The sequence below is a fragment of the Candidatus Brocadia sapporoensis genome, assembly GCF_001753675.2.
GTDB classification, from domain to species: Bacteria; Planctomycetota; Brocadiia; order Brocadiales; family Brocadiaceae; genus Brocadia; species Brocadia sapporoensis.
On sequence record NZ_MJUW02000068.1, the window covers coordinates 1 to 24,809 of the forward strand.

Annotated in this window: 20 protein-coding genes, 1 tRNA gene and 1 pseudogene; 9 read left to right on the plus strand and 13 right to left on the minus strand. The window is 42.5% G+C overall.

The features are described 5' to 3' along the window. Positions 1-83 precede the first annotated feature (83 nt). Entirely contained in the window at positions 84-581 is a 498-nt protein-coding gene (locus BIY37_RS05665; protein ID WP_070066870.1) for an NUDIX hydrolase, read from the plus strand. 146 nt (positions 582-727) lie between these two features. Here BIY37_RS05665 and BIY37_RS05670 read toward each other — a convergent pair whose 3' ends face one another. The 8 genes and pseudogenes from BIY37_RS05670 to BIY37_RS05705 form a co-directional block, all read right to left on the minus strand. Then, the gene (locus BIY37_RS05670) at positions 728-3,910 is read right to left on the minus strand and encodes an efflux RND transporter permease subunit (protein WP_070066871.1); all 3,183 of its coding nucleotides are present in this window, start codon (positions 3,908-3,910) and stop codon (positions 728-730) included. Positions 3,911-4,047: 137 nt separating this feature from the next. Further along, a complete protein-coding gene (locus tag BIY37_RS05675; RefSeq protein WP_080324884.1) occupies positions 4,048-5,580 on the minus strand; it encodes an efflux RND transporter periplasmic adaptor subunit in 1,533 nt (510 codons plus the stop codon). A gap of 251 nt (positions 5,581-5,831) precedes the next feature. After that, positions 5,832-5,975 (minus strand): hypothetical protein, encoded by a 144-nt coding sequence (locus BIY37_RS13430; RefSeq protein WP_179129301.1) that lies wholly within the window; start codon positions 5,973-5,975, stop codon positions 5,832-5,834. 21 nt (positions 5,976-5,996) lie between these two features. Beyond that, complete coding sequence (locus BIY37_RS05680; RefSeq protein WP_070066872.1) at positions 5,997-6,344, minus strand: heavy-metal-associated domain-containing protein; 348 nt, start codon at positions 6,342-6,344, stop codon at positions 5,997-5,999. Between the two features lie 82 nt (positions 6,345-6,426). Continuing rightward, positions 6,427-6,765 carry a YnfA family protein gene (locus BIY37_RS05685; RefSeq protein ID WP_315850101.1) on the minus strand — a complete coding sequence of 113 codons (339 nt, stop codon included), beginning with the start codon at positions 6,763-6,765 and terminating at the stop codon, positions 6,427-6,429. A 404-nt stretch (positions 6,766-7,169) separates the two neighbouring features. Then, positions 7,170-8,504, minus strand: a complete 1,335-nt coding sequence (locus tag BIY37_RS05690) for a TolC family protein (protein WP_179129302.1) — start codon at positions 8,502-8,504, stop codon at positions 7,170-7,172. 1,038 nt (positions 8,505-9,542) lie between these two features. Next, positions 9,543-9,840, minus strand: a pseudogene (locus BIY37_RS14320) (IS1634 family transposase); the annotation flags it as partial. 25 nt (positions 9,841-9,865) lie between these two features. Continuing rightward, entirely contained in the window at positions 9,866-10,327 is a 462-nt protein-coding gene (locus tag BIY37_RS05705; protein ID WP_080324886.1) for a sll1863 family stress response protein, read from the minus strand. Positions 10,328-10,838: 511 nt separating this feature from the next. Between BIY37_RS05705 and BIY37_RS05710 the strand changes: the two genes are divergently transcribed. Next, entirely contained in the window at positions 10,839-11,438 is a 600-nt protein-coding gene (locus BIY37_RS05710) for a hypothetical protein (RefSeq protein ID WP_070066876.1), read from the plus strand. 162 nt (positions 11,439-11,600) lie between these two features. Here BIY37_RS05710 and BIY37_RS05715 read toward each other — a convergent pair whose 3' ends face one another. The 3 genes from BIY37_RS05715 to kdsA all read right to left on the minus strand — a co-directional run bounded on the left by BIY37_RS05715 (position 11,601) and on the right by kdsA (position 14,543). Continuing rightward, complete coding sequence (locus BIY37_RS05715; RefSeq protein ID WP_070066889.1) at positions 11,601-12,989, minus strand: alkaline phosphatase family protein; 1,389 nt, start codon at positions 12,987-12,989, stop codon at positions 11,601-11,603. Between the two features lie 422 nt (positions 12,990-13,411). Then, positions 13,412-13,484, minus strand: a tRNA-Thr gene (locus tag BIY37_RS05720). 240 nt (positions 13,485-13,724) lie between these two features. Continuing rightward, a complete protein-coding gene (gene kdsA, locus BIY37_RS05725) occupies positions 13,725-14,543 on the minus strand; it encodes a 3-deoxy-8-phosphooctulonate synthase (RefSeq protein ID WP_070066890.1) in 819 nt (272 codons plus the stop codon). A 178-nt stretch (positions 14,544-14,721) separates the two neighbouring features. Between kdsA and BIY37_RS05730 the strand changes: the two genes are divergently transcribed. Further along, positions 14,722-15,087, plus strand: a complete 366-nt coding sequence (locus BIY37_RS05730; protein WP_070066877.1) for a hypothetical protein — start codon at positions 14,722-14,724, stop codon at positions 15,085-15,087. 6 nt (positions 15,088-15,093) lie between these two features. Continuing rightward, on the plus strand, positions 15,094-15,819 hold the full coding sequence (gene cobM / locus BIY37_RS05735) for a precorrin-4 C(11)-methyltransferase (protein ID WP_070066878.1): 726 nt from the start codon (positions 15,094-15,096) through the stop codon (positions 15,817-15,819). A 350-nt stretch (positions 15,820-16,169) separates the two neighbouring features. Here cobM and leuB read toward each other — a convergent pair whose 3' ends face one another. Next, the gene (gene leuB / locus BIY37_RS05740; protein ID WP_070066879.1) at positions 16,170-17,288 is read right to left on the minus strand and encodes a 3-isopropylmalate dehydrogenase; all 1,119 of its coding nucleotides are present in this window, start codon (positions 17,286-17,288) and stop codon (positions 16,170-16,172) included. 870 nt (positions 17,289-18,158) lie between these two features. Here leuB and surE point away from each other — a divergent pair. The 3 genes from surE (at position 18,159) to tsaE (ending at position 21,158) form a co-directional block, all read left to right on the plus strand. Further along, positions 18,159-18,929, plus strand: coding sequence for a 5'/3'-nucleotidase SurE (gene surE / locus BIY37_RS05750; protein ID WP_070066881.1), 771 nt, complete (start codon positions 18,159-18,161; stop codon positions 18,927-18,929). A 733-nt stretch (positions 18,930-19,662) separates the two neighbouring features. After that, entirely contained in the window at positions 19,663-20,583 is a 921-nt protein-coding gene (locus BIY37_RS05755; RefSeq protein ID WP_070066882.1) for a thiamine-phosphate kinase, read from the plus strand. A gap of 56 nt (positions 20,584-20,639) precedes the next feature. Next, on the plus strand, positions 20,640-21,158 hold the full coding sequence (tsaE, locus tag BIY37_RS05760; protein ID WP_070066891.1) for a tRNA (adenosine(37)-N6)-threonylcarbamoyltransferase complex ATPase subunit type 1 TsaE: 519 nt from the start codon (positions 20,640-20,642) through the stop codon (positions 21,156-21,158). On the opposite strand, the gene BIY37_RS05765 is transcribed toward tsaE, so the two are convergent. Next, positions 21,155-21,388 carry a hypothetical protein gene (locus BIY37_RS05765; RefSeq protein ID WP_143299188.1) on the minus strand — a complete coding sequence of 78 codons (234 nt, stop codon included), beginning with the start codon at positions 21,386-21,388 and terminating at the stop codon, positions 21,155-21,157. The genes tsaE and BIY37_RS05765 overlap by 4 nt on opposite strands. 171 nt (positions 21,389-21,559) lie before the next feature. On the opposite strand from BIY37_RS05765, the gene guaB reads away from it, so the two are divergent. Then, positions 21,560-23,098 (plus strand): IMP dehydrogenase, encoded by a 1,539-nt coding sequence (gene guaB / locus BIY37_RS05770; protein ID WP_070066884.1) that lies wholly within the window; start codon positions 21,560-21,562, stop codon positions 23,096-23,098. 267 nt (positions 23,099-23,365) lie between these two features. Beyond that, positions 23,366-24,712 carry a CCA tRNA nucleotidyltransferase gene (locus BIY37_RS05775; RefSeq protein WP_070066885.1) on the plus strand — a complete coding sequence of 449 codons (1,347 nt, stop codon included), beginning with the start codon at positions 23,366-23,368 and terminating at the stop codon, positions 24,710-24,712. Positions 24,713-24,809: the final 97 nt, after the last annotated feature.

Sequence of the window (24,809 nt, forward strand, 5' to 3'; positions counted from 1 at the left end):
TGGGCGATTCATGCCTAAAAATAACCTTTTTTCAGCTCGAATTGCGAAAGTCGGGTTAACTGTTTTAACAAAAATTGTTTTATATGATTATCTACTCTGGTAAAAAAATAAATGTCAGAAAGGATGAAGTTCTCTTAGAAGACGGAAGAAAAGTGACGAGGGAAGTCATCGACCATCCGGGATCGGCAGCAATTATTCCGTTTATTACTCAAGATGAAATTATCCTCCTTCACCAGTATCGACATCCGGTGAAAGAAACTCTTTATGAAATTCCTGCAGGCACCCTTGATAAGGGTGAGACGTTCTTTGCATGCGCAAAGCGCGAATTGGAAGAAGAGACGGGCTATCGGGCAGGCGCCCTTGAACTCCTTATGGTTCTTTACCCATCGCCAGGTATTTTGAATGAAACAATGCATCTCTTTAAGGCAACGAACCTTGTAAAAACCCAAACAAATTATCAATTGGATGAATCTATTAAAGGCAATATACATGTAAAATTGTCCGATGCGGTAGAGATGATAAAAAAAGGCACCATCCGGGATGCAAAGACCGTTTGTAGTGTTTTATGGTGTTCCAGATAGCCGTTTCACCTGATTGTTCGTATTGTTGAAACATGATATTGTGTCATCATGTAAATTTTTATTTGTAATTTTTCCCATCTCCCTTCATCATTCGACTGAACTCACGACGAAGTCTCTGCTTTGCGAAGGACGGTTGGTTAATTTATTTACGGTTCAGTTGCTACGGTATCTGGCCCATGAAAGATACGATAGAGTACCGGGAGTACCAGTAAGGTGAGTGCTGTTGATGACAAAATCCCGCCAATAACTACCGTGGCAAGCGGACGCTGTACTTCCGCACCAGTTCCGGTGGCCATAGCCATCGGAAGAAACCCTAAAGAAGCGACGAGGGCAGTCATTAATACAGGGCGCAGGCGCGTAATTGCACCCTGAAAGATCGCATCGTCAAGGGTACTACCTTCTGCACGTAGTTTATTAATAAACGAAATCATGACAAGACCATTGAGTACGGCTACACCGGAAAGTGCGATGAATCCAACACCCGCTGAAATCGATAGCGGAATGCCTCTTACCCAAAGCGAAACTATTCCTCCAGTAAGAGCAAAAGGAACACCGGTAAAGACGAGGAGAGAATCTTTTACCGTTCCGAATGTGGTAAAGAGCAGGAAAAAGATCAGTGAGAGTGCAGCAGGAGTGACAATTTGTAATCGTTTCTTCGCTGACATCATTTGTTCGAATTGTCCACCCCAGGATATCCAATAACCTGCGGGAATGGTAATATTTTCCTTGATCATTCTTTCCGCCTCTTCTATAAATGATCCGATATCCCGCCCTCGGACGTTAGCCGTTACAACGACGCGACGTTTCCCATTTTCTCTGCTGATCTGGTTAGGACCTGGAGCAATGTTGAAAGTTGAAATCGATCCAAGCGTTATATAGCTTGGTCTTATATTCTCCTCTGTAAACGTAGCTGAAACCAAGCCGGTATTCAGAGGACTTTTAATTTCTGGTAATGGGATTGGCAATCTCTTCAGTGCATCCACATTCATTCTTACCTCTTCCGGTAAGCGCACCACGAGTTCAAACTGCTTATCTCCTTCGAAGATCTTACCAGCACTCCTTCCTGCAATAGCAACTTCGATTACCTCTTGTACATCGGATACATTGAGGCCGTATCGTGCCATCTCCTGGCGATTCATCTGGATGGTTAATACTGGCAGACCAGTTACCTGTTCTACCTTAACATCGGATGCTCCCCGGATTTTTTCAAGAACCTTGGATATTTTTTCACCAGTCTCAAGAAGGATTTCCATGTTATCACCAAATACCTTCACCGCCACATCGCTACGCACACCTGCAATAAGTTCATTAAAACGCATCTGTATTGGCTGAGTAAATTCGTAATTATTTCCCGGAATACCTTTAAGACGATCCTCCAGATCGTGTATCAATTCTTCTTTTGGCTTATGAGTATCTGGCCAATCCGACCTCGGTTTGAGCATTATAAAAGTATCAGCCACATTGGGAGGCATTGGATCAGTTGCTATCTCTGCCGTTCCTATTTTAGAAAAGACGTGAGATACTTCTGGAAACTTTTTTATCTCCTTTTCAACGGCATATTGCATTTCTACCGATTGTGACAGGCTTGTTCCAGGGATGCGGAGGGCGTGTACCGCAATATCACCTTCATCCAGACTCGGTATGAACTCACTTCCCATCCGTGTCGTTAAAAGTCCACTCAGAACGATAAACACAATTGCCGTCGTAACAACAAATATTCGATTTTGCATAACAAGAGTAAGAACAGGAATGTATCCCTTCTTTGCCCAATGGATGAAGAAGTTTTCTTTTTCAGAAAGCCTTCCAGAAAAAAACAAAGCCACTGCGGCAGGAATAAACGTCACCGAGAGAATCATTGCACCAACAAGAGCAGCAATTACCGTAAACGCCATGGGGTAAAACATCTTTCCCTCGATGCCTGTCAGGCTCAGGATTGGTAAATAAACAATCATAATGATCATTTCACCAAACATGGTTGCCTGCCGCACTTCCTTCGATGCGTCGAACACAACATCAAATCGCTCCGGACGGGTGAGTAACCGCCCCAGCCTATGTTGTTCCTCTGATAACCTTCGAATGCAATTTTCAACGATTATAACAGCACCATCAACGATAATACCAAAGTCAAGTGCCCCTAGGCTCATGAGGTTTGCACTCACCTTATTGCTTACCATCCCCGTAATGGTAAAGAGCATGGACAATGGTATAACCAAGGCCGTAATAAGGGCTGCCCGCATATTTCCTAAAAAAAGGAATAGGATGGCAATTACCAGAAGAGCGCCTTCGGCAAGATTTTTCTTTACAGTATGTATTGTCTTATCCACAAGGGTAGTACGGTCATACACCGTCGTGGCAACGACACCTTCGGGTAAAGTACGATTTACGTCAATCATCTTTTCGGCTACTTTCCTGGAAACTGTCCTGCTATTTTCACCCATAAGCATGAATACCGTGCCTATAACAACTTCTTCACCATCTTCTGTAGCAGCACCCGTACGGAGTTCTTTACCGATTAGGACATCGGCTACGTCCTTAATACGAATGGGAACTCCTCTGTAACTTCCTACAATAATCTGCCGAATGTCTTCTATACTGACAGCCTGGCCTGGAGCCCTGATCAGATACTGCTCGCCACTACGTTCAATATACCCTGCACCTACATTAGCATTATTCATGGCAATGGCATGGAGTATATTGCGGAATGACAGGCCATAGGCTATAAGTTTTTCCGGGTAGGGAGTAACATGATATTGTTTTTCATAGCCACCGATAGTATTTACTTCAGTAACTCCCGGAATATTCCGTAGCTGAGGTCTAATAATCCAATCCTGAACAGTTCTCAAATCGGTAGCTGTGTACGGTGTTCCATCCTGCTTCAACACCCCTGCCTTTGACCTTACAGTCCACATGAAAATTTCACCCAATCCGGTTGCAACCGGTCCCATAATTGGCTCAACGCCTGGCGGGAGGTTTCCTTTGACTTCCTGGATGCGTTGGTTGATCAGTTGACGGGCAAAGTAGATATCCGTTCCGTCTTTGAAAATAACCGTTACTTGAGAAAGCCCATACCGGGAGAGTGAACGTGTTTCAGCCAAATACGGAATGCCAGCCATAGCTGTTTCTACAGGAAAAGTAATACGCTGTTCAACCTCCAGGGGAGAATATCCAGACGCAACGGTATTGATCTGAACCTGAGTATTGGTAATATCAGGCACCGCATCAATGGGAAGTCTTTGATAGTTGTAAATACCCAGAATTGCAACAGCGAGTGTTACAAAAATGATTATCCAGCGATGATGGATTGAGAATTTTAGAATTTTTTCAAGCATTCTGACCTCTTTCTGTAAAACTTGAATTTATCACGCATTACAATGAGATATTTTTATTTGCTTTTTTGAATTATTGCACCTTGGAATTTGCATTTTTGTTTCGAGTATCGGACTTCCTGCTTTGAATTTACCATTCGTTAATGTTCATGGGTTGCCCCTGCCTTGCCCAGCTCTGCCTTGAGAATAAAACTGTTGCGTGCAGCATATCTTTCCCCTGGAGACAAACCATGCAATACTTCTACCCACCGTCCATCGCTCCTTCCCAACTCCAAAGGACGAGCCTCAAACTCATCCCCATATTGCACAAACACTACAGGTCTGTCATTTAAGGTTTGAAGCACATCGATTGATACTGCTACCGGAACTGAAATTTCTTCCTGAATAACTTCTACGTTTACATAAAGACCCGGCCTCCACTGGCCATCGGGATTTTGAACAACAACTCTTCCCTGTGCAGTACGTGTTTGCTCGCCAACGAGTGGGCCAAGATATGTCAGCGTACCATTTGCTTCGCGGTTCAATATCTTAGATCTAACCGTAACGTTTTGTCCCACCTTGACTACATTTAAATCCTTAGCATATATCGTAACATTCACCCAGACTGTAGATAAATCAACAATTGCAAAGATATCGGAATTTCCAAGAATGGCCTCCCCTACGGAGATGTCCTTTTTAATAACAACACCATCATATTGTGCTTTTAGCTCATAACGTGTAAGTCCCCTATCTGTGTTTTCCGGAATACCGTCCAAATCAGCCTGAGTAAATCCTATCGCAAGTAGTTTTTGGGCATCCGTTCGCAGTTTTAGCTCTTCTTCTGCCAATGCCTGACGACTGATGAGATAATCGTTTTGCGAGGAAATTTTTTCTTTCCAAAGAAGTTCTTTCCGCTCAAATGTTAACCGGGCAAGTTCTACACGTTTTAAAGAGACCATATATGCACTCTTCAAATCTGCCACCTCTCTGCTGTCAAAAACAGCAATAACCTCGTCATGCTTGACCGCGTCACCAAGATTTTTGTATACCTCCGTTACAACTCCTGAGACTCTTGGTACAACATGCACTACCTTGTCGGCATTAAATTCGATTTCGCCGGGAAGCTCAAGAATAGTTTTTATGTGAGCAGGACCGGCAGTCTCGATACCGATCCCGGCACCTTGAATCGCCTCGGGTGCAAGCTCTACCCGCCCTTCTATTTGCGAATATTCCCATCGATAGGTCTTACCTTTCCATTCTGCTAACACCTTGACATCAAAAGAGTGCGGTTCTTCAACAACCTTGTCACCACAAAGATACTCACCCTCTTTCCGGAAGTTAATCACATCCACCCGGCCTCCAAGCCTATGCAATTCTATGATCAGTTTCACCTCATCAGGGTTAACTGCTTTTCCCCTATCAAATACATAGACCCTAAATTGGGGAGGAACACCCCGTTCATAAATGATTGTCTCAACCTGAAAATCATCCTCTGATAATAATCTGCCTCCGTGAGGTCCCTTTACCTCGTTTTCCTCCTCATGCTCTATGGCACCGTGTTCATGAACATCTTTAACCGTAGTTTTTCCCATACGAAGAATAATCATTGCCAGAATAATTCCAACGATAATAACAATGCCAATTGGCAATATCTTTTTAAAATACATTTTCAGATAAATCTTCCCTTTGATCATTATTGTTCTCCTATTTTAATCACTAGACATATCAAATATTCTTATAATCATCTAAAATTCCTTCGCAAATCTGATAACATGTAAAATCAGTGCTGTAAATGCACCGGTAAATCATGGTGTTTCTGGTTAACGACACACTAATGCACCTCGCCAGAAGCGTTTATAGAATCAACACGAATCGTGGTTTAGACAAATAGCGTAGTTGGTACAAAATCTGATATCACACATCTTTGGCAATTTCATATCCTTTTTTAATGGAAATATTCGGATTCATGGGGATATATTACCTCAGCATGAAAGCGAGACACAGAGGGATCACCATAATTATGGATCGTGTCTAAAAGATGCGCCACACTTCCTGAAACAAAGACGATAATGACCTGAAAAATAGCCATTGCAAGCAACCCAAGAAAAGATCATTTGATAACCCAAATACCTTGTTGCGTGATTAAAATAGCTGGCTCTATGGCGCCATGAGTGGGCCATAAGCACCCTGTCGATAGTAAAACCATTTCTTGACCATCTTTCCTCACAAACGCCCCTTTCGATGCCAGTTCCATGCGATATTTTGCTCTGACATCCTTAACAACGGATGCCTTCATCCCTGTTTCAGCGATACTCTTGATGATTTGTTGGACAGAAATTAATGAAGGATCACAAATGACTTTCACGCCCTGAGTGAATAGATAGATTTCAAAGTTTTTAATTCCAGCAAGGACATTCAACATTCTCTCGACAATCACTGCCCCGTCCTGGCAGTCCATTCCCTCAATAATTATTTTGTGTGTTTCCTAACGATCTTTTACCGTTTTTTCATAGCGGTCACTTTCCATCTACCTATCACAATTATCCTCTCGGCCAGTACATGATAATAACCACACCTGTGAGGGCAATAAGACCACCGATCAGGTCATACTTATCCGGTGTAACCTTATCAACTTGCCAACCCCAAAGAATGGAAAGAACGATGAATATGCCACCATAGGCGGCGTATACCCGGCCAAAATTTGCAGGCTGAAATGTTGGTATAATTCCATAGATAACCAGTACAACCGCCCCTAATAGCCCAATTAAGACACTCTTTCCTTCACGAAAACAGAGCCACACCAGGTATCCTCCGCTTATTTCACAAAGTCCGGCAAGAATAAAGAAGAAAATTGACCTGGCAATATCAATCTTTTCCATTTTCAACTCCTACTCCATTTCCATTGAAGATATTTTTCTGTTATGAGGTACTATGATTATTCCTCAAGCAGAGAGGTAACAAATGCGCCTGTCCCCGAAATCGTGCTCATTCCTTGTGTAACGTTTCACAAAAATGTCTGCATATGATATTGTCATTGAGAGTGACAGCGAAGCAATCTTAAGTTTTTTGTAAACAATAGATTGTCTCGTCGCTTCACTCCTTGCAATGACATTTGCTTGTGTATGGGTTTTTATGAAACGGTATACTAGCATGTTCCAAAATGATCCTCAATTTCATGATGACATGATTTTAGAACAAGCTGAAAATATTTTTTTCTTTCTGTTATTTCTCTGCGTCCTTTGTGCCTTTACGGTGATCCATTACGATAAATCTTTTGACACCATCATCGCCCCCCTATTTTCGTCACCGCCAGCCTCTCAATCTCTGCAATGAACTGATTCAAACTTTTTAGGGATTCAATATAGGATATCCTCGTTTCTGCCCATGTCCTCTGGGCGTCAAGTAAGTCTATATAATTAAACTCACCTTCTTTGTACCCCTTTCTAATTAACTCCAGGGATTCTTTCGCCTTTGGCAAAATCTTGTCTCCAAATTCAATAACCCGTCTCCGTTCCACGTTGTATGAATTAATATTTCTCTGTAACTGAAATAGCAGATCATTGTAAACCGACAAGTTCTCGTTCTTCGACTTTCTTGAAATGGCCTTACTTTTCTGTATGTTACCCTGGTTGCGATTAAAAAAGGGAGCTGGTATTGTAATACCTACTTTCACAGTGTCTACGTCCTCCGCTGTAAGCCTTTGATAGCCAGCCGTTACATTGATGTCGGGTATAACCAGCCTCTTTTCCAACTTTAACTGCGTTTCTGCTATTTCAATATTCTTCTTTGATGCCTTAAGGAGTGGTTGATTATTCTCCATCTGTAGTTCAAGATCATGAAGTGACAACTCTACAGGTCTTGTAAGAAGTTTTCCTGTTACTCCATTAATTGTTTCTTCCGGTACTCCCATTACCGTTTGTAACTCTTTTATCGAATTTTGCAGACTGCCTTCCGCAGTGGACACAAAATTTTTTGCCTTTGACAATTCTACTTCTGCCCTAAGGACATTTGTAACGGCTACTTCACCAGCCTCGAATCTGAGTTTCTCACTCTTATAAATACCGTTCGCAATATTTTCTGTTTCCCTGGCTATGACTAGCTCTTCCTGATTTCCAATTGTCTTGTAAAATGCCTTTTTTGTGTCGGCAATGACATTCAATAAAACGGCATCGAGTTCTAGCTCATTTTTTTCTTTTGACCTTTCACTGACTGTAATTCCCAGTCTTCTCTTGCCACCTGTGATGATAGGCTGAGTTACGGACACAAGGTTTTGGCTTTGATTCATTCCTATCTCAGTAGTAGGCATTTGGTCTGCCAAAAGTTCTAAGACAGGGTTCGGGTATAATTTTGACTGCCTTACTATCCCAGCGGCGGCATCTACCTGATCCCTTGTTGACTGTAATTCTGGATTTTTCTCGACAACGCGATGAATAGCTTCTTCAAGCGAAATCATTTTATTCGTCGATGGAACAGCTTTGACCTCCTCTTTGATCGGAAATTCACTACCAAGGACTATTCCCCAAAGGACTGACATGCAGACAAACAAACATACCATCGTAAACGATATCATGCTTCGGTACATCAAACGCTTTGGTATGAAACAAATCTCTATATCCATATGAAACCTTTCAAGATAAGCTAAGGACATTACAATAGCTTGATGCGGTTTTTTTTAAAAGTACCCTGACCACGAACGACAGACAGGCGAACGCTTGCTTTAACGATTGAGGAAAAAATGATTGCAACGATGCCGCGCTATGACGTGATACAACAGGGCCTTCCCGTAGAGAAAACCCCACGCGTAAGATGAGATCTCAACGACTCTGAAATGATTATTACCGATCATACAAAGGGGCACAATACTTTACAACCCCTTTGAAAATCTAAGAATTATAAGGTCTTCTCACCTTAATTTCAGGAAAGGCACGAGCGCTTCGCATCCTTATGTGGTTAACCGCGGTGGATGATAGATAATGGCAGATAAGATGTTTTTGAAATGGCTAAAATGAAATGCTTTAAACCTGCTGAATAGAATTACGAGAAAAAATGAAGAGACATAGCATAAATCCACAACGATGTTATGGCTACATAGCAAACAACAATTCGTGCAATGCAAATCGGCCATTGCAACGGAAATATCACTATCGGCATGAGTCAAAATGATGGCTTCCTTTTCTGCACTTTGATGCGATAAATCCTTATCTCCACATCCTAACAAGAAACAATCGCCGGGAAATATGCACAGAAGAAACCATATTACCAAAATAATATTTTGTCCTTTTTCTCTGAAAATATTTATGTACACGTTTCTGAATCGGACAGTAGAGTTTTTCTATACAGATAATTTTTTTATAAAAATAATATCATACTGTGATAAAAGCAAGGAAAAAATAACATTTTTGGTAACACTTTAGTTTCTTAAAAAATCGATAAACAGTTTTAAAAGCTATCCCCGACTTTCGCGACTCGGGGGATATGCAATCCGATGAGCCAGGAAAATCAAGGGATCATTCAAAAAAAGACGACACCACGGACCAACCTGCCTGAATGCGTAAACCTTGATGGGATTGTTCTGAAAGCGTCAATCCCAACTGCGTTAATAGGAGTAAAACGTCCTTTTCCAACGGAAGACATTTTCCTCAGGCGTTCTCCCTCACTCACGCATCTTTTCCAACGTCTCCTCCGTTGGAATACCACGATCCATGAGACAGATACGCCGAAAATTCTCCAGATGCGCGCTGTCCTGGTATTGCCCGGCTACATTTCATAGGTCACAGGAAACCTTTCCTGCGCCAACTCTAACAACACCGCCACCTGCACACAATCCAAACGTTTGTCACGACTGTATCCAAAACACTCCTTACTTCCCGATCCTGTCAGGGTCGGTTTACTCTCAAAATATGTGCTCGCAAATCATACGGCAACACATCGTACTCTGCCCCAAAAAGCTTGCCCCTTCATTTGGCTTGTACTCCAAAGCTATTGTAAGGATTTACTGGCCTCATTATACTTTTTTTTCAAGTCCTCCAGAGCTGTTTCTATCCCAGACTTAAAATCTTCCCATCTCTCAGTACTTGCAGACTTGAGGTTCTCCAATTTGTTTTTTGCATCTTTTTGCTTCTGTTGCAACGCTTCAATCATCTCATCGTATTTGGCCTTAGTTTCTTTTCCGGCATCCGAGACTTTTGCCTTAAGTTCATTTATCTCGCTATCGAGTTCATTTAGTTTGCCTTCCAGGTTCTTCTGATAGTCTATCTTCTTTTGTTTTACATAGTTCATAGTAGTTTCGAGGGCTCCTTCTGCCTGACGTTTAGCACCCTCTGACGATAACCCCAATTCAGATTTATTAACCGTTTCAGGTTTATCCGCTTTTTTTTGATTACACGCGGTAACAAGAAATAAAGAAAAACCTATTACCAACATATATTTCATTTTTTCCATAGATTTTACCTTTCTGATTCAATTTACAAACTAGACGTTTCATAAAAACCCATACACAAGCAAATGTCATTGCGAGGAATGGTGCGATAAAGCTTGCGGTAGACTTAAAATTGCTTTGTTGTCGCTCACAAAATGACAATAATATAGTTAGACACTTTGTGGAACGCTACGCGAGTTATCAACGGACAATATATCAGCACAGAATTCCTTGTCAAGAGGAAAAGATGCATCTTTTCATAATTGCTTATTAATACATTTGTGATAAGATAAGGCCGCATTCATATATTTATTTAAGATGAGACTGAATTTATGCAAAATATTCAAGCCTTCTGTTACCCCCCACACAAGAGATGATTAAAGAAGTTCCCTTTCGGGAGAGGATTCATGGGTTGGTTTGACCTTATGATAAAAATTTACCGAATGCTTTGATACATTTTCAATGATTGATAATCTCATATTTACCAGGAAACATAAACTCCGTCATACGCAATCAGCCAGGCGAAGAACTTGTTTGTTTATAACTATCCTGATAATTCTCGTCAGCGCATTCACAATCCTCCCTTTATACTCAGCGCCAGTACAAAGCGAAAGGGTGCAAGATATCGTTGACAACAGTACCATTACCAGGATTCAGAAACCTCTCGCAGTACGTACCGACAGAGAAACCCTGGAATATTTTATAGCACACGTAGAAGAACTCACCAAACATGGAAAGGATTTTAAGAAAAAAGATTTGATACTTGAGGTCAAAAGAAACGGGCATTACGGCATACAGATGCCATCAAAACACATCACCGGTGAGTTTGCATTAGCGGAACAACAGCCACAGAAAGCAGTCTATCTGGGGCACGGCAGCGCCACCGTTTTTTTCAACTTTTCAGGCGCTATTGTGCTAAAAATTGACTACACAACATTGCGTGACGAGGCAGGTTCTTATGAAGAGGTGAATACATCTGTCTATTTAAAGTTCGACAATGCTTTTCTTGGTTTTATTGCCAAAGCGGCAAGCCCTCTCCTAAACCCCAAGCTAGATAAACTTATCACCAAATTCGCAACAAAGACGAAAAAAGTGGTGGAAGCAGCCTATGAAAATAAAAAAAGAACAAAATAATTCGTAACCCATACGAACCGGAAAAGGTAAGATCCAAAGCACGGAATTCATGATTCAACCCTGTTACGATGCTCTAAGCTACGACAAGTCATTTTATCCATTACTTGTGTCCTCTCTACTCATCTTCCAAACATATATCTACACAAATGAGATAGTGCTTCTTTACGTTATAACTTTTCCTTCCATGTCTTCCGGGACTTTAACACCCAAATAGTCTAATATTGTCGGAGCGATGTCATACAGGGTAACTCCTTGAAGCCGTTTCCCATCCGATCCTTCTTCATTTTGCATAATAAAGATGCCATACTGGGAATGGTTTGCGTCATCAGGACCCGTATCATTTTCACTTGCCCATATAGACCTGTTCCCAACGCTGCCAATAGAGCGCCACAAGAGGTCGCCATAATATACAATTAAATCCGGAGGTACGCCGTTACATACAGAATAGATATCCTCAGGTTTGAAGACCTTCGTATTAATCCCGTTTCCCTTTTCATCCCGCAAATCTTCCAGCTTTTTTATCAATTCATTCCTCACGTGCTCGTAGTGCTGGGATGCAATGACCCCCTTAGGTTCGCGTCCCCTTACATTCATAAACACCCGTCCATAATAACCACCCTCCGCCCAAACCCTGGTGTTTTCCCAATCGACGATGAGTTTGTTGAATGGTGTGGACTCTGCAGGATAGTGCACTAATTTCAGATAACCGTTCTGGATCAACCATTCGTTAATGCAGATACCCCCCATCATTTTCCCGGCTCCGTGATCTGATACAATGAGTGCCATGGTATCTTCATTGATAAGTCTAAAAGTCTCACCAATTTCCTTATCCAGGTATTTATAGTAATTCAGGACAGCGTCTTGAAATTTTGAACCCGGCACATACTTCGGATGTTCCTGATCAAAATATCTCCAAAAGGCATGATGTATCCTGTCCGGGCCCATCTCAACCATCATAAAGAAATCCCATTCTTTCGAACGGATAAAATGTCGCGCAAGCCTAAACCTCTTCTCCGTCATGGTATAAATATTTTTCAGGATTGATTCTTTGTTATCGCTCCTGAATTCGTCCACATCAAGGATATAGCCGTTTGAAACAGCCTCTACCTCCGCTTTCAATCCTGGTGGATAGGTATACTCCCCTTTCGTATCTGGTGTCAGAAAGCAAGTAACCATACATCCGTTGACCGGCTGCGGTGGATATGTCAACGGCACACCGATTACGACTACCTTTTTCCCCAATCCTGACAGAATATTCCATACGGTATCCACGGCAACGGTCTTTGAATTTGCAAATGACAATCCCTCATAATCGTAACCCGTTCGGTTTCTAAATCCATAAATTCCCAGTCTCCCGGGATTAGCGCTAGTCATCATGGACATCCAGGCCGGACAGGTAATAGCGGGGATCGTACTTTTCATCTCACCATACTTGCCTTTATTAATCAGACGTTGTATATTCGGCAAATGATTCAACCACCGCTCGAAAAGAAGCTCAGGAGGTACCGAGTCCAGACCCAACACAAATACTTTTTTTTTATTTATCACCATGCACATGCTTTAGCTTGAAAATATTTTTCGCAAAAAATTCCTTTTTTCTAAATTTTTTTAGAACCTATTTAGAGCACTTTACAAGAATGATTCAGGGAGTTATTACATTTTACTAAAGGGAAGGACTTGGTGCGATATGCTGCGTTAAGATTTTCTCATGAAATGAAACAGCCTACAGTATGCGTAACACATAAGTATACATGCAAGCGCCAGTTGCAAGCGCCAGTTGCAAGTGCGATGGTACGAAATAATCTCCAATGCCTGAATTGCTTCGTGGGGTTTACACTGGGTAAAGCGAATGTGCTTGCAATGATAACTTTTTTTTTGCGTCTACTTTAATATCTCTGAAAAACCGTGTGTTTTATCCTGCTTTGCTAACATTTGGAGGGGTTAACCTGACTTCGTTTCCACGCAAATGTAAAAGCCCGCGATCGGAGTCGAACCGACAACCTCATCATTACGAATGACGTGCTCCGCCAATTGAGCTACGCGGGCTCAAAATTAACAACCCGGAAACAAAAAAGTTATTATACGAAAAATATTTCGATTTACAACCATTATTCCTAACCCGAACACGCAGGAAAAGACAAAATCTGAAAGGGCGGATTCACGCGTACGCCCTGTCAGGATTTTTAACCCTGAAGGGGTTAATATTATTCATAATTTTTATCGTATTTCAAAATGATCCCTGGAAAATACTTATCCAAGGATAATGAACCAAAGACCCTGTACCCTTTATTCACACGACACGATCCTGTGAATCTCCAATACCTGGTCAACGAGACACGGAAGATTGTTAAGTGGCAGCATGGTCGCCGCATCTGAAAGCGCCTGTTCCGGGTTTTCGTGTACTTCAAGAAACAAACCATCACATCCGGCAGCAACGGCTGCCCTGGCAAGCGGCATGATCATCTTTCTTTCCCCCCCGGATACATTTCCCTGTCCGCCTGGAAGTTGAATGCTGTGAGTGGCATCATAAATCACCGGATAGCCTAGTTCTCGCATGATAACCAGCGAACGCATATCGCTAACCAGATTATTATATCCGAAACTTGCTCCGCGCTCCGTTAACAGAATCTGTTCATTCCCCGTACTACGTATTTTTTCGACAACCGATTTCATATCCCACGGGGCCAGAAACTGTCCTTTTTTGACATTCACCGGTTTGTCAGTCCTTGCTGCGGCCAGGATTAAATCCGTCTGGCGGCACAGAAAGGCAGGAATTTGTATGATATCGAGCGTTTCCGCAATGAATGGGACATCCTCCGCGTCGTGAACATCGGAGAGTACTGGCACGTCCAACCGTCTTTTAATATCTGCCAATATTTTCATCCCTTCTTTTATACCAGGCCCCCGGTATGAATGAACTGATGTCCGGTTTGCCTTGTCAAATGATGCCTTAAAGACAAAAGGTATCTTTCTTGGTTGAAAAATAGCTTTTAATTTTTCAGCCAATTGCAGACAGCCTTCATGGCTCTCAATGACACACGGACCCGCAATGAAAACCAGGGGATACCCCCGGCCAATCGAAAAATCTCTGATCTTTATCTTCATATTTTGTGTACTATAAATAACAATTTCAGGGGTGTCAATAAGATAAACACGATATCGTATCAATTTCACGTTGTTATCACGAAAAAGAGGTTGCCACCTTCGTGTTCTGTAGGTACAATAACAACCTTAATTTTAACGTCCACTTTTTTATGAATACGTACATAGAGGGATAGTACATATGAAAAACAAGATTTTTGTATGGGTCTGGGTACTGTGCAGCTTATCCTTTCCTGCGTTTGGGCAGTCTTACGAGTATGAAGCGCCGGAAATCAGATTAAAAACCGGCTTGCCAACAATATTTACCGTAGAAAGTGTCCGGCAGATAACGGGAAACGATGAGGAATCGGTATTAAATATTGGTATCAACGTGAAGAAGGGCAAAGTTGAGTCCGTAAGCAGAGACGGAGGGATTTGGATCGTTACGATAAGAACCAGCAGTAAGGAAGCCTCAACATATTTGATAAAAGATAGTCAATTTAAGATTATGGGAGAGGAATCGAAAAAGGTCATGGTCAATGCCATTCACTGGAAAGACGGGAACTAAAGGCTTATGAAAGTTTATTTCATCGGTGCGGGGCCAGGCGACCCTGAACTGATAACCGTCAGAGGACTCAAGATTATCCAGAGATCAGAGTACTGCATTTACGCTGGTTCCCTTGTGAATCCGGAATTGCTCAAATCTCTCCCTGCTCATGCAAAGGTGTATGATTCTTCCAGGATGAGTCTGGAGGACATGGTGATTGTATACAAGGAAGCCATGGAGTGCAATTTGGACGTTGCCAGGATACACTCAGGAGATCCGTCCATTTACGGTGCAATACAGGAGCAGATGCTTGCCCTTGATAAACTAGGGATTGCCTATGAGGTTATTCCCGGAGTGAGTTCCTTTGTTGCTGCCGCAGCGGTTTTGCGCCAGGAATTAACGCTTCCCGGTGTTACTCAAACCATTGTTATTACTCGTATGGAGGGAAAAACTCCCATTCCCGAAAAGGAACATCTGAGCGTTCTGGCCACGGCCACGCCAACGTTGTGCATCTTCCTAAGCATTGACAAGATAGAAGAAATTGTAACGACCCTCTTACCTCACTATGGCAAAGATTGCCCGGCAGCTGTTGTGTATAAGGCAACCTGGCCAGACCAAAAAATCGTTTGCACAAAACTATCAGATATTGCTAAAGAGGTAAAGCGGGAAGCCATTAAAAAATCGGCTCTCATTATTGTAGGATGGATGCTGGGAAAGGAATTTAAAAGGTCCGTATTATACAGTCAGCGTTAACCATGCAATATTTATCTGTGCCTTGCAGAACGCAGACTTTTCCACACCTGACAAAACAAAAAAAACATAATAGGCCGGGCAAAAGCATTTTTGTTACTTCACGGTGCATAAAGGCTATAACAGAATTCCTTTACGAAATGGGGCCAAGTGGGTTACAAAAATAATTTATATAGTAAGCGTAACAAATAAACATATCTGCTAGTGACATCTAAGCAGAAGTATGTCAAGAAAACAAGTGGAAGTCAGTCTTTTATGCCATCTTCCCACTTTTCCAAAACAAAGATTTGGACTGGCCCTCCGGCCTGTATGTTATCGAATTCAGAGGCAGGATGATTGTATCACAGCCCCTCTTAGAACTTAAGTTTCTGTATATACTCAACCACCCTATCCCCCATTCCTGATGTGGATAGTATTTTATCCTTCGGTGTATTTACAGAAGCAATGTCACCTGTACGATATCCATCCTCCAAAACGGCCATAATCGCCTGTTCAATGGTATTCGATTCTTTGCTAAGGCCAAAGGCATACTTCAACATCATGGCCCCGGATAAGATTTGAGCAAGTGGATTGGCTTTGCCTTGCCCGGCGATATCCGGCGCTGAACCATGGATGGGTTCAAAGAGTCCAAAACCTGTCTCTGAGAGGCTGGCGCTGGGAAGCATGCCTATAGAGCCGGTAATAGCCGATGCCAAATCCGACAGGATGTCTCCAAACATGTTTTCCGTAACAATCACGTCAAATTGTCCCGGGTTTGTCGCCACTTGCATGGCCGCATTATCCACATACATATGGTTGAGTTGTATCTGCGGATAATTTTTTTGAACATAATCAACAACCACCTTTCGCCAGAGTTTTGAGCTGTCGAGGACGTTTGCCTTATCAACAGAAGTCAGTTTTTTATTGCGTTTCATAGCTGCATCACAAGCAACCTTTGTAATCCTCTGAATCTCCGGGACAGAATAGATCATATAATCAACGGCATAATCACCTTGCACCGCCTCTTCCTTCAGGGTAAGGGTCTTAACCTTGTTCTTGCCGAAATAGATCCCCCCTGTCAGTTCCCTCACAATCAGGATATCCAATCCCCCTTTTAGACGTTCCGACTTCAGGGATGCTGCTTCAGCCAACGGACCAAAGATCACCGCCGGGCGCAGGTTTGCAAACAGACCGTAAATAGCTCGCAGGGGCAATAACGCCCCCCTTTCAGGAGTTAATTCTGCGGGCAGATTTTCCCATTTCGGTCCTCCCACAGCGCCGAAATAGACGGCATCTGAACTGTCGCATATCTTCCTTGTTTCGTCGGGTAATGGATGACCATATTTTTCATAAGCACACCCTCCGACCAAAGCCTCTTTGTATTCGAAGGTATGATTAAATCGTTTCGCAATAGCATCTAAGACCTTCCTCCCTTCCTTCATTATTTCCGGTCCAATTCCGTCTCCCGCCAGTACCGCAATGCATTTTTTCATCTATCTATCTCCGTATAATCGACAATCGTTACAGGTAAATTGTTATCGTTAGTACTTCGATGACTTACACACTGCTTCTCCCCATTTGTAGGAGGATTACAGGGTGTGTTTGAAATACTTTAATACAAATTTTTACCTACACGCTACCGGAGCGCACCGTGCCCCTACAAAACTGTTAACTGTTCAACAGAGCGCTTAAAACAAAGTCTGTGTTCCTATGCACAAAAAGAGGATATAATTTTACCTTTCTTTTTGAAAAGAATCTACCTCTATTTATTATTGATTTTGCTTACAAAATGGCTAAAATTACGATTTTCAAAAAAGATCCGGTAATCAGGATACCATTGGTAACTATTCAGCGAAAACTGACAGAGGATATTCTTTTTGAATAATTAAGAGCCCATCGCGAAAATGGACGATACCATATCACCCCTACAGGGTTAATCGTCATTGCATAACAATATGCTATAATCATGTCATCCCTTCGGGATCACAGAAGTAACATTTTATTCAACCGTAATAATTGTGGAAGAAAGTACACTGAATAGTTACTAACATTGTCCTGATACGGCTGCCGGCGATTTCTCCAACAAGACGATTCGTCAAGAATGAGGTAATAAGACCGTTGTTGATTAACAAGTTCGTAGTTCTGTTTTAAACGTTTATAAAAATCAGTACACAAACAAATGTCATTACGAGGAGTTGAGTAACGAAACAATCTTATGTCTTTTGTAAACATAAGATTGTTTCGCTGCCGCTCACAGCGGCAATAATATATGAAGACGTTTTTGTAAAACGCGACTCTGGTCTATTGAGCAAATATAAACATTCAAACCATTAAACGTTTTATGACGATATGAGGTAAAAATCATGCAGATATTACTGACGAACGATGACGGCATCTATGCCCCGGGAATTGCCGCCCTGAAGCAGAACATTCAAGACTTGGGACACGTTACCGTAGTGGCGCCCGATGTTGAGCAGAGCGGCGTGGGACATTCCATTACCTTCAGTCATCCGTTGCGTATCAGAGAGGCACATTTGGATAATGAATTTATTGGCTACAGCGTGAATGGTTCTCCGGCCGATTGTGTAAAATTGGCTATTTATGAGGCCATGAAAAATAAACCTGATGTAGTCATCTCCGGCATTAACATGGGCACCAATGTGGGCATCCATATCCTGTATTCTGGGACGGTAGCAGCCGCGGTTGAGGCCGCCATCATGGGATATCCTTCCATTGCTATTTCATTTGAGATTTCCGGCCGATATGATGACATTCACAGCGCGGCAAAGGTTGCAAGGGACATCATTAAACGCATTATAACGCACAAATTACCGAAAGGGTCTTTGCTCAATGTAAATATCCCTTCAATTCCTCCGGATCAAATTAAAGGAATAAAGGTAACACGGCAATTTGCCCATGATTTTAAAGAAAACTTTGAAAAACGTATAGACCCGGGCGGAAAGGCCTATTATTGGTTATTAGGCACAGATAAGAGGCTTCATCGTGAGGAAGAAACGGATATTCATGCCGTCAACGAAGGCTATATCTCAATAACTCCTCTCCTTTATGACCTGACAGACTACACCATGCAAAAAAAGATTCTCGACTGGGACTGGAAAGGTATCGTATCCTAAGTTCGGATAAGGATAGCGCTTCTTTTTAATTTCCAAAACTTGAAGGCATCCATTACCAGATTCTTGTCTCGAATGATTTATCATTTAGTAACGAACCTCTCCAGTTAAGCACGAAGCAGTAAGCTTTCTAAAAAAGTGGGGCATCGTGGAAATGAGTGGATAAAATTTAGGGGAGAAAGGTTGCAATGAAGTATCACGCAAGCTGAAAAAAGGATTGAGGGGGACAAAAAAGATGTCGTAACTATCCCGTGGTAGAAAAGAGGCTACCGGACGAATATCGTTTCCAGATACCTTCGTCCGAAGGCCAGGATAAAGTGGGATATTTGGAGAGGTAAAGGCGCTCGTTATCCGACTTGCGTGGACTCAATAAAAACGGTCTGTGGTTGTTGTGGTATAGTACACCGGAGTCTTTACAACAAAAAGGTGCAGCAGGTGTGAGACTTATCCTGCGGCGATATGGGCAGGTAAAACGGGAGGCGTTAGAGTGGCTGCCGAGAAATCCTTTTTGCACATAGAGGTTCGCCTCTTTTGTAAGGAGGCGATATCGGGCGATGGCAATACAGGATGTGTCCAAAACGAAAGGATACATATTCATTAATTTAAAATATCAAGCTAGACAACTTAAAGATATTATAGTATTTCCCTGAAAGAACTCTCGTTTGATATAATTCGTAGTACACAATACGTAAGGTGTAACAGGATGTTTTAGTCGACACTCGAGATAACGGGCTTTATGGGTGAATTTGCATTAATAGAATGGATTCGGAAGCATCAAAAAAGACGCAGAGACGTTGTCCTGGGGATAGGAGATGATTGTGCGGTAATAAATGTTTCTTCTGACAAATTGTGTCTTATCACAACAGACATGCTGGTAGACGGGACTCATTTCGATTTGAAAAAATGCGCCATCCGGGATGTCGGCAGAAAGGCAATCGCTTGTAGTATTAGTGATATTGCTGCGATGGGATGTCAACCCACCGTTGCCGTGATTTCGATCTGTTTCCCTGAGCATACTACAAAAAAATTTGTACGGGAACTTTATGCTGGCATATGGCATATTTCGGACAAGTATGCCATCGAGATTGTAGGCGGGGATATTATTAGTGGCCGCGGCCCATTCTGTATTAATGTTACTATGCTGGGGAAAGATAATGAACTAAAACCTATCTTACGATCAGGTGCAAGGGTAGGAGATAAAATACTGGTAACAGGAAAACTCGGAGGTTCTATTCTCGGCAAGCATCTTTCATTCGAACCGCGACTTAAAGAGGCGCTTGTTTTAAACAAGAACTTTACGATACACGCCATGATTGACATCAGTGACGGATTGTCGGCGGATTTGAATCACATTCTTGAAGAGAGTGGCGTTGGTGCTGTCTTGGATGAAGATCAGATTCCCATCTCTCCTGCTGCAGTAAAATTATCAAAAAAAACAGGGTACACACCACTGTACCACGCATTATCAGATGGCGAAGACTATGAATTGTTAATGACGTTGTCGAAAGTGCAGGCAAAAAGGATCTTGTCATCTGATCTGCTTAATGATGTAAAAGTGAGTTGTATCGGGGAAATTGTGAAAAGTAATGGTATTTGGATGAAGTCTTCCGGTGGCAACATTCGTCCTATAAAACCGCATGGATACGAGCATCTGTAATCATAGCATGCCGAATGAAACCTTTTTTTATTCTGCAACAAAAGGTACTCTTCCGTATGAAAAAGAAACCTTTAATCTTTAAAAGTATGCGTGTGGATGAAACCATACGGTTTGGTTTAAAGCTTGGCATGTTATTGTCCTTTGGCGATGTTGTTGCTCTTATCGGTGAACTTGGTGCCGGAAAGACCACGTTGGTAAAGGGTATTGCTAGGGGATTGGGCGTCACAGACATGCGCACCGTAAAAAGTCCTACATTTTCATTGGTACATACCTACAAAGGGCGTGTTCCAATATATCATTTTGATGCGTACAGGTTGGGAGATACTCAGGAGATGTTAAACATCGGGAGTGATGAAATGATTTATGGAAACGGTGTGACTATCGTAGAATGGGCAGATAACGTATCAGGATGCCTGCCGCAGAGGTACTTGGAGATAACTTTGACCTTTATTTCAGAAAATGAACGGGACATTACAATGCGTGGTTGTGGAAATCACTATGATACAATAATAAAATGTCTCCGGGATGACAAAATATTTTTACTCAGAGACCACATCATGTATTTCAATAACTAATTGTGGGTGGGTTCGGATATATATATAATCCGGTAAGAGAGGGGATCCCCTCTCTTGCCGAGGTCTTCCTGCATAGAGAAAGACGCAACAACAATGGACTGGACTCGTTGGCTAAATCTTGAGCCGGTGATGGCAAATACTTCTCCCTCGTACGATGCGCCAAAATATCGTTTTTCTTGGAATTTTAAGAAAATCATTTTACGCTTCACCCTACCCGGTCCGATATGCATGTAAACAATATCCTTGATGATGTCAAACGTGATAATTATAATGTCTTGTAAATTTATGCAACCACGCCCAATAATCACACGAAAGGAGCAAAGAATATACAACGCACAACTTGCGCACAAAGGTTTCGATCAGTATACTATAGCTTATGTAATAAAAGATGCTGTTTTTTTATGGGAGGTAATAAGATAAATTCTATGTCACTAAACGGACTGGACGCCAAAACGTTTTTCGAACATGAAGGTGGTATCACGTACAACGATTTTATCCTGCTTCCTGGCTATATTGATTTCTCGCTCGATGAAATCAATCTGGAGACATACCTTACCCGCAATCTTAAGATCAAGAGACCTATAGTCAGCTCGCCCATGGACACGGTAACTGAATCAAGGATGGCAATCAGTATGGCAATGCTTGGGGGCATTGGGATTATTCATTATAACAATAGTATTGAGATGCAGGCAAAGGAAGTGCGCCGGGTGAAGAGATATGAAAACGGGTTTATTACAGATCCTGTCGTTCTCGGTCCAGACAATACGATACATGATATCGATGTACTCAAAGAAACACATGGATTCTCTGGCATCCCAATTACTGAGGATGGCACACAGAACTCGAAACTCATTGGAATAGTGACGAAGCGAGATATTGATTTTGAGACAGACAGGACCAGGAAGCTAAAGGATGTGATGACCACACAACTTGTTACTGCACCCGCCGGTATCTCCCTTGCCGAAGGGAACAGTATTTTGAAAGAAAGCAAGAAGGGAAAGCTTCCCATTATCGATAAACAAGGCCGTCTTGTGTCCCTGATGAGCCGTACCGATCTCGTGAAGAATGCAGACTTCCCTTTTTCCTCAAAAAACAAGGACAAACAACTCATCGTGGGCGCAGCCCTATCTACCCGGGAAGATGATAAGGAGCGCCTGGATGAACTGGTGAAGGCCGGCGTCGACATCATAGTAATCGATTCGTCTCAGGGTAATTCTATTTTTCAGATCAACACGATTCGGCATATCAAAAAGAAGCACCCTCATGTTGAGGTGGTGGGCGGAAATGTCGTTACTGCCAAGCAGTGCAAATCGCTGATCGATGCCGGTGCTGATGCCCTTCGCATCGGTATGGGGAGCGGTTCCATCTGCATAACCCAGGACACGCTTGCGGTTGGAAGGGCACAAGGGTCGGCAGTCTATCACACAGCAAAATTTTCTAAGGAATACGCAAACGTACCGGTTATTGCCGATGGTGGCATTGCCCACATCGGACATATTGTAAAGGCATTGTCGCTGGGCGCAAGCACGGTAATGATGGGAGGTTTACTTGCCGGTACCAGCGAATCACCAGGAGAATATTTTTATGAGGGCGGGGTGCGCGTGAAAAAGTACCGCGGGATGGCATCTCATGAAGCTATGGAAAAGGGTGGGGGAAAGCGGTACCTTTCATCGGAGGATCGCATAAAAGTTGCGCAGGGCGTTACCGGCACAGTTGTGGACAAGGGTTCCGTCATTAATCTTGTTCCCTATCTGATACAAAGCTTGTTGCATTCTTTGCAGGAGCTTGGATACAGGAGTATTCAAGAGCTTCATAGCGGGATTTATGAAGGCACCCTTCGTTTTGAAAAACGTTCCCAGTCTGCTCAGGCAGAAGGGAATGTCCATAGCCTTTATTCATTTAAGGAGCCACATCTGGGTTTGCTACGAATGGGGAGATAAATTGTTAGTAAGCAGAGGGCACCAGGGAGCAGGCAATCGGTCTTCAACACTCAGGTTTGAATCCGATGGAATCGTAATTCTCTATTGCTCCACAAGACATTCGCTGTTCAACAATTGTTAAGATCTTTGCTGTGATGGCAACGGTCGATTCTTTATATTCATCTGCAGATAGATGCTAAACACTGACAACTGAACGTCTGCACTAGTACGCTAAACTCACAAAATAGTTATATTTTCCAACCAGTATAGTTTGATATCCTTTCTTCCATGACCGTTAAACAAAACGCCATTGAGATCGTAAGAACCCTTCATAAACACGGTTACAAAGCCTTCCTTGCGGGTGGTTGTGTACGCGATATGATCATGGGAAAGGAGTCCGCCGATTATGATATTGCCACCAATGCCTTACCCCAGAATGTTACAAAACTCTTTGAAAAAACCATTCCCGTCGGCGCACAGTTCGGTGTGGTCATCGTTGTCAAAGATAATCACAATTATGAAGTAGCTACTTTTCGTACAGAAGGCTCTTACGGCGACGGTCGTCACCCCGATTATGTGACCTTTTCCACTCCTGAGGACGATGTAAAACGAAGAGATTTCACCATCAATGGCCTCCTGTACGATATCATCAAGAATGAGATACTGGATTATGTCGGCGGAAGAAGCGATATTTCTCAGGGAATTATCCGGACAATCGGAGATCCGATTAAACGCTTCACCGAAGATAAACTGCGTATGATACGGGCGGTACGTTTTGCATGTCGTTTTCATTTTCCCATACATCGCGATACACAGCAGGCCATTATCCGGCTTGCGCCCCAAATTCATGTTGTCAGTGCCGAACGTATCCGTGAGGAACTGGAGAAGATACTTACTGGTTCCAATCCACATATAGGTATCAGACTGTTGGACGAACTTCATCTCTTACAAGAGATCCTGCCTGAGGTATCCCAAATGAAGGGGGTACGACAGCCTGAAAACTTTCATCCCGAAGGAGACGTCTTTGTGCATACCCTCCTGTGCCTTTCCAAGCTTGTGCCTCTTATAGAACAGGGAATGGAAAAACCTTCATTTACCCTGGCTATGGGGGTGCTCTTACACGATATCGGCAAGACTGTTACCTTTGAGGAGTCTGACCGGATCAGGTTTAATCTGCATGAAAAGGTAGGTGCAGATATGGCGGCAAAGATCTGTGATCGGTTGAAGTTGTCGAACGTTGAAAAAGAGCGCATAGTCTGGCTTGTTTTGAAACACCTCTGTTTTAAGGATGCACAAAAGATGCGCATGAACAAACTCAAACGACTGTTTGCAAACGAAGGATATCAGGAACTGGCAGAGTTATGCAGGATCGACGCCCTTGCAAGCAGCGGTAATCTGTCTGACTATCACTTCTGTCAGGAGATGTTCAACAAATTGAGCCACGAAGAGATCAAACCAAAACCCCTGATTACCGGTCATGACCTCATAGCCATGGGGTTAAAACCCGGTCCTTCGTTTAAGACCATTTTGACGAAAATTGAGGACGAACAGCTCGATGGTAGCATCACAAATAAGGAGACAGCTCTCGAGGAAGTAAAGACTCTTATTTCACAAATGACTACCGTTCTCAAATAAATATTTTAAAAATCGACTGTTTTTGATAAAAAAATATAAAAAGGGTCATCGTGGAAATGAGTGGGTGAAATTTGCATTTTTATATCTCCGGAAGCAT

Coding starts and splice junctions, on each gene's coding strand:
- BIY37_RS05665 (WP_070066870.1), top strand. CDS start 84: ATGATTATCTACTCTGGTAAAAAAATAAATGTCAGAAAGGATGAAGTT.
- BIY37_RS05670 (WP_070066871.1), bottom strand. CDS start 3,910: ATGCTTGAAAAAATTCTAAAATTCTCAATCCATCATCGCTGGATAATC.
- BIY37_RS05675 (WP_080324884.1), bottom strand. CDS start 5,580: ATGATCAAAGGGAAGATTTATCTGAAAATGTATTTTAAAAAGATATTG.
- BIY37_RS13430 (WP_179129301.1), bottom strand. CDS start 5,975: ATGGCTATTTTTCAGGTCATTATCGTCTTTGTTTCAGGAAGTGTGGCG.
- BIY37_RS05680 (WP_070066872.1), bottom strand. CDS start 6,344: ATGGACTGCCAGGACGGGGCAGTGATTGTCGAGAGAATGTTGAATGTC.
- BIY37_RS05685 (WP_315850101.1), bottom strand. CDS start 6,765: ATGGAAAAGATTGATATTGCCAGGTCAATTTTCTTCTTTATTCTTGCC.
- BIY37_RS05690 (WP_179129302.1), bottom strand. CDS start 8,504: ATGGATATAGAGATTTGTTTCATACCAAAGCGTTTGATGTACCGAAGC.
- BIY37_RS05705 (WP_080324886.1), bottom strand. CDS start 10,327: ATGGAAAAAATGAAATATATGTTGGTAATAGGTTTTTCTTTATTTCTT.
- BIY37_RS05715 (WP_070066889.1), bottom strand. CDS start 12,989: ATGGTGATAAATAAAAAAAAAGTATTTGTGTTGGGTCTGGACTCGGTA.
- kdsA (WP_070066890.1), bottom strand. CDS start 14,543: ATGAAGATAAAGATCAGAGATTTTTCGATTGGCCGGGGGTATCCCCTG.
- BIY37_RS05730 (WP_070066877.1), top strand. CDS start 14,722: ATGAAAAACAAGATTTTTGTATGGGTCTGGGTACTGTGCAGCTTATCC.
- cobM (WP_070066878.1), top strand. CDS start 15,094: ATGAAAGTTTATTTCATCGGTGCGGGGCCAGGCGACCCTGAACTGATA.
- leuB (WP_070066879.1), bottom strand. CDS start 17,288: ATGAAAAAATGCATTGCGGTACTGGCGGGAGACGGAATTGGACCGGAA.
- surE (WP_070066881.1), top strand. CDS start 18,159: ATGCAGATATTACTGACGAACGATGACGGCATCTATGCCCCGGGAATT.
- BIY37_RS05755 (WP_070066882.1), top strand. CDS start 19,663: ATGGGTGAATTTGCATTAATAGAATGGATTCGGAAGCATCAAAAAAGA.
- tsaE (WP_070066891.1), top strand. CDS start 20,640: ATGAAAAAGAAACCTTTAATCTTTAAAAGTATGCGTGTGGATGAAACC.
- BIY37_RS05765 (WP_143299188.1), bottom strand. CDS start 21,388: ATGCATATCGGACCGGGTAGGGTGAAGCGTAAAATGATTTTCTTAAAA.
- guaB (WP_070066884.1), top strand. CDS start 21,560: ATGGGAGGTAATAAGATAAATTCTATGTCACTAAACGGACTGGACGCC.
- BIY37_RS05775 (WP_070066885.1), top strand. CDS start 23,366: ATGACCGTTAAACAAAACGCCATTGAGATCGTAAGAACCCTTCATAAA.